At 39.6% G+C, this 13,236-nt stretch carries 8 protein-coding genes; 5 read left to right on the forward strand and 3 right to left on the reverse strand.

All coding sequences use genetic code 11. The annotated features are described in order from the left end of the window. Both MKL32_RS04750 and recD read left to right on the forward strand, forming a co-directional pair. Complete coding sequence (locus MKL32_RS04750) at nt 1-3,720, forward strand: UvrD-helicase domain-containing protein (RefSeq protein WP_270900270.1); 3,720 nt, start codon at nt 1-3, stop codon at nt 3,718-3,720. Nucleotides 3,721-3,819: 99 nt separating this feature from the next. After that, nucleotides 3,820-5,565, forward strand: coding sequence for an exodeoxyribonuclease V subunit alpha (recD, locus tag MKL32_RS04755; protein ID WP_270900271.1), 1,746 nt, complete (start codon nt 3,820-3,822; stop codon nt 5,563-5,565). A gap of 675 nt (nt 5,566-6,240) precedes the next feature. Here the strand turns inward: recD and MKL32_RS04760 are convergent. Beyond that, complete coding sequence (locus MKL32_RS04760) at nt 6,241-7,539, reverse strand: serine hydrolase domain-containing protein (protein ID WP_126131679.1); 1,299 nt, start codon at nt 7,537-7,539, stop codon at nt 6,241-6,243. A 236-nt stretch (nt 7,540-7,775) separates the two neighbouring features. On the opposite strand from MKL32_RS04760, the gene rpsO reads away from it, so the two are divergent. From rpsO to MKL32_RS04775, 3 genes are all read left to right on the forward strand, one after another. After that, a complete protein-coding gene (rpsO, locus tag MKL32_RS04765; protein ID WP_004656162.1) occupies nt 7,776-8,045 on the forward strand; it encodes a 30S ribosomal protein S15 in 270 nt (89 codons plus the stop codon). Between the two features lie 255 nt (nt 8,046-8,300). Continuing rightward, entirely contained in the window at nt 8,301-10,388 is a 2,088-nt protein-coding gene (pnp, locus tag MKL32_RS04770) for a polyribonucleotide nucleotidyltransferase (protein WP_171053834.1), read from the forward strand. Between the two features lie 83 nt (nt 10,389-10,471). Further along, complete coding sequence (locus tag MKL32_RS04775) at nt 10,472-11,692, forward strand: magnesium transporter CorA family protein (RefSeq protein WP_039047672.1); 1,221 nt, start codon at nt 10,472-10,474, stop codon at nt 11,690-11,692. A 23-nt stretch (nt 11,693-11,715) separates the two neighbouring features. On the opposite strand, the gene MKL32_RS04780 is transcribed toward MKL32_RS04775, so the two are convergent. Further along, nucleotides 11,716-12,042, reverse strand: a complete 327-nt coding sequence (locus tag MKL32_RS04780; RefSeq protein WP_004763725.1) for a chaperone modulator CbpM — start codon at nt 12,040-12,042, stop codon at nt 11,716-11,718. Nucleotides 12,043-12,053: 11 nt separating this feature from the next. Then, nucleotides 12,054-13,019, reverse strand: coding sequence for a DnaJ C-terminal domain-containing protein (locus MKL32_RS04785; protein ID WP_005403596.1), 966 nt, complete (start codon nt 13,017-13,019; stop codon nt 12,054-12,056). Nucleotides 13,020-13,236 lie beyond the last annotated feature (217 nt).

The following is a 13,236-nucleotide window of genomic DNA, read 5'->3' on the forward strand; positions in this document are numbered from 1 at the left end:
ATGCATTCACAATTTCCAGTGTCTTACCAACCGATTCGTGATATTCAATTCGAAGGTTTACATTTAATTGAAGCTTCGGCAGGAACAGGTAAGACTTATACCTTGTCGAGTCTTATGGTGCGGATATTTTTAGAAAAATATTTGCCACATCAGGTGATAGCTACAACATTTACTCGCGCAGCAGCAGCAGAGTTAAAAACGCGGATACGCGCGCGTTTAGTTGAGGTTCAACAGTTTTTGGAACCATTTCGAAATGTATTGGAAGCGGATATTTATCAGTTTGCCTTGCAAGAAAATGATCCATTAAAGCAACATATTTTACAAACTTTCGCACCGCGTATTGCTTATGCTTGTGAACGGTTAAAGCTAGTAATAGATCAGTTAGATGAGTTATTTGTTGGCACATTAGATAGTTTTAGTCAGAAATTATTACGAGAATTCGCTTTTGAAAGTGGAAAGATCGAACGCGCACAAATTACGGAAGATGCAAAAGCCTATACCCGTCAATTGATCCACGATGTACTGCGTGAATGGATTCAAGCCCAGCCCCAACCGTTGATTGATACACTTTATATGGTGGGCGGATTAAAGAATGTCGATTACTTTATTGGTATGGTCGAAAGTTCACTAAATTTTAGTTCAGCACAATTTAAGTTGCCGAATTTTCCTGAGATTGAATGGGCTCAACTGCAACAATGGCGGCAACAAGCACAGCAAATTGAACTTAATTGCTTGGCTGAATATTTTAATTTGGATGGTGCACATTATTCACATATCAATGGAACTTCTTTTCGTAATCATGCATTTAATAAACTGTTCAGTGAGTCTCTGCCTCAACTATTAAAAACACTTATTGAGACGGAGAATTTACAAGTTTTTGATGCTTATTTTTCCAGTCAACGTGATGCCGCATTTAAATTTTTAGATAAGCTCAATGAGCAAAAAATATTTAAGAAATGTCCAGCTGATATTTCAGAAGGTTTTTATCAACATCCAACCCTTTTACAACTACAACGATTACTTCAATCTCTGCAGCAGACTCAACAACAATTCGAACAATTACAAGTTTATTTAAAAGCTTATTTATGTGTTGAGGTTAAAAAACGTTTGCCACAAATATTACAACAAAAGGGAGAAACTACTTTTGCTCAGCAAATTAAAACCTTGTCAGATGCTTTAAAGGGTGAGCAGGGGCAACGTTTTGCAGTCTTTGTACAAGCCCGATATCCGCTTATTTTGGTAGATGAGTTTCAGGACACAAACCAAGATCAGGATGATATGTTGGCGAGTATTTGGCGGCATCCACAGCGTTATCAAAAGGGCTGCATGATTATGGTTGGTGACCGTAAACAGGCGATTTATGGGTTCCGTGGCGGGGACATGCTGACCTTTCTGAACGCCTATCAAGATATTATGGCAAAACAGGGACGTGAATATAAATTGATTCATAACCATCGATCAGTCAAAGAACTGGTCGAAGTAGTGGATGCTTTATTTCAACAACAAATAGATTTTGGCGAGCAAGTGATCTATGACCCGATTCAAGCAGGAGAGCGACCACATCCTGCCTTAATCGATGATCATCAAATTAATCCTGCCCCTTTACGTTGGTTACAGCTCGCAGACTCAAAAGAACAAGCGACTCAGGTCGCATGGAAAATTCAAAGTTTGCTCAATCAAGCACACTTAAATCAACTGTATCTTCAAGGTGAAACTCGGAAAGCAATTGACGAAGATGATATTGCTGTACTTTCACGTAGTCACAGACAGCTAGACGAAGTACAACAGGCATTGCAGCATTTGGGAATTCGTGTCAATCGACCATCAAAACGCAGCGTATTTGACTCGCCTATCGCACAAGATGTGGCAGCTTTATTGACGGCTCTACTTCATCCCTTTGATGAGGCTAAGTTGAAACGAGCCTTACTTAGCCGTTTATTTGGATTTGATCTCAAACGCTTGTTGGTACTCGAGCAGAGCCCAATTGGGTTAAGTGAGTACATGCAATCCTTTGATGATCTTCGTGAACTGTGGATTAACCAAGGTTTCTTGGTGGCGTGGCAACAATGTCTAAATCAATTCGAGATTTGGCAGCAATTGGTGATCACTCAAAGTAAAGATAATGAACGTGCCGTGGTAAATTTACGTCATTTGACCGATATTTTGAGTCAGCATAGCGAACATGTACAAGGACCACAGAATCTCTATCATTGGTATCTTAAACAGCTGAATTCGCCAAGTGATCGAGAGTGGGAACTGGAACATAAACTATCCAGTGAAGCTGGTGTACAACTCATGACGATTCATCAATCTAAAGGATTGGAGTTCAAAATCGTCTTTTTATTGGGTGCAAATAAATCACCCTCAAATCAATCAGAAGCTTTAAACTTTTCCACTACAGAGATTCAACTCCCTGAAACAGGACAAATCCGAACACAACGTGTCGTTGCGATCGCCGATAAGAATTTTCTTCAAGATACAGAAATCAATCAGCATCAACAACGTGCTCAAGCCGAACAAAACCGTTTATGGTATGTCGCACTAACGCGTGCTAGTCATCGTGTTTATGCTGTTTTTGAACCTGAAAAAGGGGATAAAGCCAAAGCATCTGCCTTAGCTTTTTGGAAAAACCAAGCTGAGGTTTTTCAGCACATCTATAGTGCGGATGAGGCGTGTCTTCAGGAACGTCCTGCAACTCTTCGTACTGCAAAAATGTCTCAAGATTTGACACTTGCCGCACAGCCTTTACCGACACAACGTTTTTATGCACGCGGCAAAACTAGCTTTAGTTATTTGGCACAACATTTAAAACATAAAGCCAATCGTATGGATCGCTTGGCAAATATGGATCAGAATCTACAACAGGCTGAAGATGAATTAGAGCTCACACAAATCATCATTGATGAGAGACCGGTTTCGCAGCCAATCGCATGGATTAAACAAAATTTTCCAAAGGGTGCTTTGGCAGGTAATTTCTTACATGAGATTTTTGAGCTGATTGATTTTCAACAACCTGATACTTGGGTCGAAGAAATTCGTCGCCGTTTTAAGAATACTTATCAAAGTTTATGGTCTGATCTTTTTAGCTTATATCAACAGCAGTTCCCAGAACAGCTACAAGCTGAGCAGCTGTTATATCAGTGGATTGCGGAATGGCTACAAGATGTTTTGGCTACACCTCTGAATGGTGAGTTTCAGTTAAAGCAGTTAATAGCAGGACAGTATCTATCGGAATGTCCATTTTATCTGTCTTTATCTGATCGTGTATTAGCAATGCAACGCATACAGCAGTTGTTTGAAGAATATGACATTTATATGCCTGAACTATTGGAAGCGAAATCAGCACGTTATCTAAATGGTTCTATTGACTTGGTTTATTTTGATGGTCAGCGCTACCATATTGCCGATTATAAAAGTAATTATTTAGGTGCAGATCAATCAGATTATGGTGCTGAACAGATTGCTGACAGTATGTCATTGTCCAGTTATTGGCTTCAGGCAGGGTTATATTTAGTCGCTTTGCATCGCTATCTTCGCGTTAAACTGCAAAATTATAATATTGCAGAACATCTAGGTGGTGCATCTTATCTGTATTTGCGTGGTATGAATGGACAGGCTCAGCAAGGCTATTTTTATTGGAAGCCAAATGATGAGTTTATTTTACGATTAGATGCAATACTGGGATATTTTTCTGAGGATAAAAATCAGAAAATAATGTAGATAAAGTGTGTAATTTTAAATTAAACAAAAGCTTATCTTGTGAATAAGTCTGTCTATAACCTTGTGGACAAGCGTGTGGGTAAGTTTGAGGATAACTCTGTGGACAAAAGAATTAGTCAGCAACCAGAACAAAACCAGTGGTTGAATGTGTGGAGTCGCTATCTTTCTCAAGCACCGTTCTCTCAATCTGCTCAACCATCGAATGCTGCGAAAATATTAGAGCAATTGATGGAAGCCAGTTTACAAGGCGACAGTTGTATTGATTTTGAAGCAATACAGCTTGAAGCATTAGGTGATCTAGTGGTTTCCAGTGAAATCGCAATGACTCAGGTTGCCCCATGCGTCTATGATCAGCAGGGCTTGGCATTATACCGATATTGGCAATTAGAACAACGCCTCGCTCATCAGATTTGTCGATTAAAGCGACAAATGGTACCAGAGGTTGATATTTCTGTTTATCAACATTTATTGAGTGATGAATTTCAGCAGAAAGCTTTAAGTATGGTGTTGCAACAATGGCTCAGCATCATTACAGGAGGACCAGGTACAGGTAAAACCTATACTTTGGCACGCATTATTGCTGCATTAAATCAAACAATCCCTGATATTCGGATTGCCATGGCTGCACCTACTGGTAAGGCAGCGCAACGTATGCAAGAAGCATTGCAAAACTCATTTAAGGATCCCAAGCTGCTTGAGTCTGGGCTAGTAACGGATAACCTACGACACCAAAGTACCCAAACATTGCATCGATTGTTAGGAATGGGGAATCGACAAGTTCCACGCTTCAATCTCAAACAACCATTACCTTATGATGTCATCGTAGTGGATGAGGCGTCGATGTTAGATTTGAGTCTTGCGACCGCGTTATTTGAAGCGGTTCCTGAGTCATGTCGAATTATTTTATTGGGAGATGCCAATCAATTAGCATCCGTCGATGTGGGAGCAGTTTTAGCAGATTTACAGCAGGTGAAAGGCTTGGCAGATAATCGAGTAGAGCTAAAAAATAGTCGCCGTTTTTCTGATGAAGCCAAAATTGGTCAGTTAGCTCGTTTTATTCAAGCACAATCGGCTTCTGCTGACTCTCATTTAGTTTTATCTAAACTTGAAAGTGAAATTGTAAAGCCTGCTTTACTTCAGCAGATTAAACTCAGTAAAGAAATGCCTGATTTTATTCAGTTGGAATATTTACCTGAGCAACAGGATATAGATGCTGAGCAGTATCAACAAAAACTAATGTATGGCTTTCAAGATTATGTCGACGTATTAAAAAACTATATAGAAGCCGACCAACCAGAATCATATATTCAACAGGTTATTCAGGTCTTTGATGATTATCGAATTTTAGTGGCAGTGAAACATGGTGCTTTGGGGATCGAACAACTCAATCGCTATGCTGAACGTTGGGTGAATCAGCAGCTTAAACAAATTGCAGTTGCAGAATGGTATGTCGGACGCCCTGTGATGATGACCTATAACGACTATCAGTTAGGGATTTCAAATGGTGATATTGGGATTTGTTTTAAACATCGAAGCCAAGCACAACAATTTGAAGTGTACTTTCCGAGTTTAAATAAGTGGATTGCAGCACATCGACTACCGCGTAATATGCAAACAGCGTTTGCATTGACCATTCACAAATCTCAAGGTTCTGAATTCTCTCACACTGCAATTGTCTTAGATGCACATGCAGAAAAATTGTTGAGTCAGGAATTGATCTATACAGCAATTACAAGAGCGAAAAAAGTCGTGAGTATTTTAGCGACACAGAAATCATTAGGAGCAGCCCTTACGATTCGAACAGTTCGTCGTAGTGGTTTAGTTCAAAAGATTAATTTAGACTGATTGTGAAATTATTCTTTAAAATGAGGGTTTTTGTAAGCAAAAGCTTACACAGATTCGAGATATTGTCGCTAGAGCTAAATACGTGTTTTTGAGATTATATAACCACAAACAGCCTAGCAAGGAATGCTAGGTAAATCGCACAAAGATAATAATAAAGTCGGTATGACAGCGAACTTACAGTGAAGTAAGTGATAAAAGAGGAAATTTACAGCCGCTAAGCCTTGTAGTTTTGGGAGAGACTACAAGGCTTTTTTATTTTCTTGATTTTTATTTATCTGATTTCATCAAATTGCAATTTAGTTTGTTTAACTTGCAACACGTTAATATTCACTCTGAGTCATTTTAAAATTTAGATTATTATTTAATCTAAAAAAATGATTGTAGGACAACAAATTTGTATTATTAAGTTAAATGTTATACAGACCTGTACGTTTTTTCTTACATAGAGATAAGAAAAATGCTATTTTTCTCCACAATTGATTCTGAGAGAATAGTAAGCATAAAGAGGAACGAGCTCTAATAACTGCATAGTACACCAAGAAAATGATGTGCTCATACGTTCAGAGGGTTGAATGTAGCAAAACAAGAAAAGAAAATTAGAAGAATAGTGATAACTATAATTACGCGCAGAAGCCCAAGTCTAACTTGGGCTTTTTTATGCGTGAACGCTTCAAATTAAACTTTATCATTTTCAGTACGATCAGTTGCAAACAATGAGCGTCGCTGATTCTTTGGAATTTTTGGGCAGTTGGTTGAGATTTGATAGAGGGTCTTTGCTAATCCGGGTAAATGAGTTCCGACGACTGATTTGCCTGTTGTGAGTAGAGAAACACTGATGTCGCGCTCTGGGTCTGCCCAACATAAAATATTTGAGAACCCGATATGCCCAAATGCTTGTCCAGTCATTGGACCAAATAAGCCAATTGGATTGCTTCCAAGCATAGGTCCTAACGCATAGCGCATAGGGGCTAATAAGGTACGATCTAAGCTAACTCCAGAAGTTGGCAGAGTTGAACGGAATACCGTTTGTGGCGACATAATTTGTTTGCCTTCATATTCACCACCACTCAACAACATTTCAAAGAAACGTCCTGCTTGTTCAGCACTGGTGTAAATATTTCCCGCTGGACAGATGGTATCCATAAAACGGTTGTCATTGGTTACATCAACTGCAAGTTGTAGTCCACCACCTAATACGTGGTGTAGATAGTGATCCGTCCCTAAACTTGGATGGATTCCTGTGGCATAGTTTAATGCCGCATCGGCACGATATTCTGGTTTGAGACCGTAGTTAAAATAGTTAAGCCCCATTGGTTTTTCGATTTGTTCAGCCAAAAAGTCACGAACATTTTGTCCTGTTACACGTTTAACGATTTCACCCAAGATATAACCTGCGGTAACTGCATGATAGGCGAGGTGAGTACCTGATGGTGAAACAGGTTTAGCAGCACAAAGTAACTTTAAAACTTCATCTTGGTTGAACAGAAGTTCTGGAGTAACTTCTTGATCAATACGAGGGATTCCACCACGGTGAGAAAGTAGATGAAAAATGGTGGCACGACGCTTTCCGTTGACACCATATTCAGGGATATAGTAGCTGATTGGATCTAGTAAATTTAGATCACCACGCTCATCTAACATATGGATGAGCATCGCTGTGACCATTTTCGATGCTGAAAATAAACAAATTGGAGTATCTGGTGTTCCGATTTGCGCATCAGCAGCTAAACCTTCTGGCGCATTTCCCCGTGCATAGCCAATACTTCGGTTGAGTAGAATCTGTCCATTACGACGTAAGCACAGGGTTACAAGCGGGTAATTACCTGTTTTATAAAGTTGTTCGACACTATTCCAAATTTTTTGGATTTGACGTTCCGTCATCCCACCCAATTCAGCTGCGACCTCATCTTTGGAGCGAATAACTTGATTCAGGTCTTTTGGAACATAACAGGTATTGGTAGATAAAATTTTCACGATTCCCTCGAATTTTTTCGTTTTCTTTCACTTCTGTTATAAATTGAAAACAGATTCATCCTAGTGTGCCGTTTTTGTTCAACGCTGTCAGCTGCCGAATTGCCAGTAAACATAAAACATTTTTGCAATATAACGATAGATCACTTAAAATAGCACCTTGCTGTAGTGATGCACGGCAGTCGGTTGCTCGCAACTGATCATTATCATTTAACTTTTAAGCATCTCGGAGAAATCGAATGGCTTTAACTAATACTGATCGCGCAGAGATCATCGCTAAATTTGCTCGTGCTGAAAATGACACTGGTTCACCAGAAGTACAAGTTGCTTTGTTGACTGCTCAAATCAATGATTTGCAAGGTCACTTTAAAGAGCACAAACATGACCACCACAGCCGTCGTGGTTTGATTCGTATGGTTAACCAACGTCGTAAATTACTTGACTACTTAAACGGTAAAGATCACGGTCGTTATGTTGCTTTGATCGGCGCATTAGGTTTACGTCGTTAATTCGATTTTACTTTGTTTTCGCTATTTCGCATGTTGTTATGCTTTATCGCTGAAAAGAGAGTTTCATCTAATTTATTTTAGGTGATTTTAAGAAGGGGCGCTTGTTCGCTCCTTCTTTGCGTTTAACTTTTTTAAATATTTGATCTAGTGCGATGGCTTCTAAGCTTTGTCATTTATCTACACAGCAGTTGTGGTCTGAATGCCAAACCTTAGGGGTCTCACTAGAATAAAATTAGGAAAATACAATACATGTCTATGTTTAATATAGTTCGTAAAGAATTCCAATTTGGTCAACACCAAGTTGTTTTAGAAACGGGTCGCGTTGCACGTCAAGCAAATACAGTTTTAGTCACTATGGGTGGTGTAACTGTTTTAGTTGCGGTTGTTGCGCAACCTAAAGCAAAAGCAGGTCAAGATTTTTTCCCGTTGACTGTTAACTATCAAGAAAAACAATATGCAGCGGGTCGTATTCCAGGTGGTTACGGTAAACGTGAAGGTCGTGCATCTGAAGCTGAAACTTTGATTTCACGTCTAATCGACCGTCCAATTCGTCCGTTATTCCCAGAAGGTTATTTCAACGAAATTCAAGTAACAGCGACTGTTGTTTCTTCTGATAAGACGATGGATGCTGATATTGCCGCTATGCTAGGTACATCAGCTGCATTATCAATCGCTGGTACACCTTTCCGTGGTCCAATCGGTGGTGCTCGTGTTGGTTTGATTAATGGCGAATACGTTTTAAACCCGAACTTTGAACAACTTGCACAATCTGATCTTGATTTAGTTGTTGCGGGTACAGAATCAGCAGTATTAATGGTTGAGTCTGAAGCGAAAGAACTTTCAGAAGACCAAATGTTGGGTGCTGTACTTTTTGGTCATGACGAAATGCAAATTGCAATTCAAGCCATTAAAGAATTTGCTGCTGCCGCTGGCGCAGTTGAATCAACTTGGGTTGCTCCAGTTAAAAATGAAGAGCTTCGTGCAAAATTGAAAGAAGCTTTCGAAGCAAAAATTTCTGAAGCTTATACGATTGCAGTTAAACAAGATCGTTATACAGCATTAGATGCATTGTATGCTGAAGCAGTTGCACAGTTCGTTCCTGAAAATGACGAAACTGGTATCGCTGATGAAGTAAATGAATTATTTGAAGACCTTAAATATCGTACAGTACGTGACAACATCTTGTCAGGTAAACCACGTATTGATGGTCGTGATACTAAAACTGTTCGTGCGATCGATGTTCAAGTCGGTGTATTAGATCGTGCTCACGGTTCTGCGTTATTTACACGTGGTGAAACTCAGGCCTTGGTAACAACAACTTTGGGTAATACTCGTGATGCGTTGATGGTTGATACCCTTGCTGGTACTAAAACTGACAACTTCATGTTGCACTACAACTTCCCTGCATACTCTGTAGGTGAGACTGGTCGTGAATCGGGACCTAAACGTCGCGAAATCGGTCATGGTCGTTTAGCACGTCGTGGTGTTCAAGCTGTTCTTCCTGCTGCTGATCGTTTCCCGTACGTGATTCGTATCGTATCTGATATTACTGAATCAAACGGTTCATCTTCTATGGCTTCTGTATGTGGTGCTTCATTATCACTTATGGATGCAGGTGTTCCACTTAAAGCGCCAGTTGCTGGTATTGCAATGGGCTTAGTGAAAGAAGGTGAACGTTTCGCAGTTCTTTCTGACATCTTAGGTGATGAAGATCATCTTGGTGATATGGACTTTAAAGTAGCAGGTTCAGCAAACGGTATTACTGCGCTTCAAATGGACATTAAGATTGAAGGGATCACTGAAGAAATTATGGAAGTTGCGTTAAACCAAGCATTTGCTGGTCGTATGCACATCCTTAATGAAATGAACAAAGTAATTTCACGTGCTCGTCCTGAAATTTCAATGCATGCTCCTACTTTTGAAGTGATCAGCATTAACCCAGACAAGATTCGTGATGTCATTGGTAAAGGTGGCGCAACGATTCGTGCCATTACAGAAGAGACTAAAGCTGCGATTGATATCGAAGACAATGGTACAGTTCGTGTATTCGGTGAAACTAAAGCTGCTGCTCGTGCTGCGATTGCAAAAATCCAAGCACTTACTGCTGAAGTTGAACCAGGTAAGATCTATGACGGTAAAGTAATCCGTATCGTTGAGTTTGGTGCGTTTGTAAACATCATGCCAGGTACTGATGGTTTACTTCACATTTCGCAAATCTCAAATGAGCGTATTGCAAACGTGACTGACGTATTGAAAGAAGGTCAAGATGTGAAAGTACAGGTTGCGGATGTTGATAACCGTGGTCGTATCAAGTTAACAATGAAAGATATTGAACAAGCGTAAGCTTCTCAATATACAAAAAGTCCGCTAAATGCGGACTTTTTTATGGCATCATCTTTTTAAAATTTAATCTGAACATTAGAGTTATGCAGCTTTATTATTTTTATCGACATAACAGTGAAAATACGATTTTTATTAGTGCAGAAGAACAAGCAGAACATCATCTAGAGTTTTTATGGGTCGATAGTTTAAGACAAGATTTAGTGAATCATAACGAGATGTGGCAAAAGAACATTTATGAGCATACTGGTGTGGTGCTCAATGAGTTTCATATGCGAGATTTATTAAATATCGAACATCCGTGTGCTTTTGATACTGTTGAAGAATATGATCTTCTAGTTTTTCGTAAGTTAATCACGCCAGATGACCAAATTTATGAAAATGAAGCATCTGAATCTCATGAAAGCGTGTTTGGTTTGGCGACAACGCCTATCAGTTTTATTTTAACGCCTCATATTTTGATTAGTCTTAGAGAGCAGGGCAATAAAGCGGTAGAGAGTTATATCCAACGTATTCAGATGATTATGGAAAAACCCATAGCTGAACAAAACAAACCTCGTAAATTACCAAGTACACCTGCTGATTTATCACTTCGTTTATTAAACAGTATGATTGATGGTTATCTAAATCTAAGAACCCCATTAACACGACGTGTTGAATATTGGCAGCAACAGTTATTGCAAGGAAATCGTCGATTTAAACAATGGCATCAGTTGTTTCATGAAGACATGGCATTTCAGCAGATTGAAAATCTATGTGAAGAGCAAATTGAAACTTTACAAGAGTTTCGGGATGAGCTTGTAGATAATTATCATCATGTGGTTGGAGAACATAAGCACAAAACTCAAGATATTCTGTTAGTTCGTTTAAATGATTTGATGAGTCATGTCGAACGCGTGCAAAAGCATACTTTGAGGCTTCGCAATGCTGTGCAATCTGCAATTGATCTACATTTTTCTGCGATTGCGAACCAAACTAACGAGAATATGCGAATACTGGCAATTATCACGGCAGTTTTTGCACCATTAACTTTACTTACGGGAATTTATGGAATGAACTTTGAGTTTATTCCTGGTCTTAAATCACCCGTAGGTTTTTGGATTATGTTAGGGGTGATGTTGCTGAGTACAGTCTTGCTACTTTATTACTTTTATCAGCAACATTTGGTTGGTCGTGGTGAGCGTAGTGTGATTGATTTGCTCGCACAACAAAACAAGCAGCGAAATATTAATCTGCTTTGGTTCTTAGATTATGAGCCAATCAAACAAACACTGAAGGAAGTTGAGAAAATGACCAAATTAAAATGATGAATTTGGTCTGTGTATTTTACTCAGTGGAAATGTTTGAGTTGTCTTCTTAATTGTTGAACTTCATCAATTAAATCCAACATTACCGCCACAGCTGAGAGACTAGCATCGAAATCTCGTTGCAGGCGATAGGCACGACGGGCGCGAGCAACATCTTCACCAATAAACTGGTGGCTTTGTGGATCAACCTGAATCTGCAAAATATCGTAGTCGATCAGCTTGAGTACCCAGTCGGTGCTTTGACCACAGGCTTCGGCAAAGTGCTCAAGATCAAGTGCCAATTGTTCATCAATGATTTCAACTTGGCAGTGACCGTCATATTGAATTTCTTTGTATTGAATAGTTGTCATGATCTTACTCCTTATGATGCACGAGGTCTGAATGAAGCAAAAGCATCTGCAAACTGTTGATAAGCTCGTTGCTCTTGTTCGCTGTGTGCTGGTGGTAAAACAATATTAATAATTAGATATAAATGCCCTGCAGTTTTATTTGGTATCCCTTTATCTTTGAGACGTAATTGTTGTCCATTTTTGGCATTTTTAGGTAAATTGACTTTGAGTTGCCCTGCGGGAGTATTGACTTCAATGCTTTGTCCTAGAGCTGCTTCCCACGGAGTTACATCAATAGTTTGATAGACATCAGCCCCTTGAATACGAATGCGGTCGGTATCTTTATATTGGATTTCAATATAAAGATCACCATTTTCACCACCATTGATACCACTTTGTCCTTGGCCATTTAAGCGAATTTGCTGACCTTCTTTCATTCCTTTTGGAATCTTAACCTGCAAGGTTTTTCGCTGTATTTCAGGCTCACCATAGACGTTATAAGTTGGAATTTGCAAGGTAATCTGCTGGGTTGAACCGTGATAGGCAATATCTAAATCAACTTGAATGCTGGCATGCTGGTCTTCGCCCTTGTAACTGCGTTGCTGGCGTTGCGAACGCTGCTGCCCGCCACCAAACCCTGCGCCAAAACGGCCAAACAAGTCTTCAAAACCACTAAAGTCTGCACCCCCATCGCCTGAACTTTGGCGATAGAACTGGGAACCGTCAAAACCACCCGTGCCTTGACCAAATCCGCCTGCACCCTGACCAAAGCCAGCAAAACCCTGTGGATGATCCAGCATCTGGTCATATTCAGCCTTTTTAGTGGCATCACCCAAGGTATCGTAGGCGACATTAATCGCCTGCATTTTGGCTTCAGCATCTGCCTCTTTACTAATATCTGGATGATATTTCTTTGCCAGTTTACGATATGCTTTTTTGATTTCGTCTGCTGAAGCATCTCTTGAAACACCGAGCTCTTCATAATAATTTTTTGCCATGATCTTAAATATAATAATGAGATGTTTCTTTTATTATGAAACGAATTGCCAAGATTTCAATAGGCTGGATTGTATAAGACTTGTTTTGTTGTTTTGGAAAAAATGCCAGCACTTTGGCTTGGCTGACACCGATCATGATATCCATTGGGCTATAACTTTAACTGAGATAGAGTTTTGGATAATGCCTTATCCAGTAGACCTTAACGTAAAATAAAAA

Source organism: Acinetobacter sp. AOR34_HL, assembly GCF_027854795.1.
GTDB classification, from domain to species: domain Bacteria; phylum Pseudomonadota; class Gammaproteobacteria; order Pseudomonadales; family Moraxellaceae; genus Acinetobacter; species Acinetobacter junii.

Excerpts from the sequence above, each read along its gene's own strand:
- MKL32_RS04750 (WP_270900270.1), top strand. The coding sequence starts at position 1 with ATGCATTCACAATTTCCAGTGTCTTACCAACCGATTCGTGATATTCAA.
- rpsO (WP_004656162.1), top strand. The coding sequence starts at position 7,776 with ATGGCTTTAACTAATACTGATCGCGCAGAGATCATCGCTAAATTTGCT.
- pnp (WP_171053834.1), top strand. The coding sequence starts at position 8,301 with ATGTTTAATATAGTTCGTAAAGAATTCCAATTTGGTCAACACCAAGTT.
- MKL32_RS04775 (WP_039047672.1), top strand. The coding sequence starts at position 10,472 with ATGCAGCTTTATTATTTTTATCGACATAACAGTGAAAATACGATTTTT.
- MKL32_RS04780 (WP_004763725.1), bottom strand. The coding sequence starts at position 12,042 with ATGACAACTATTCAATACAAAGAAATTCAATATGACGGTCACTGCCAA.
- MKL32_RS04785 (WP_005403596.1), bottom strand. The coding sequence starts at position 13,019 with ATGGCAAAAAATTATTATGAAGAGCTCGGTGTTTCAAGAGATGCTTCA.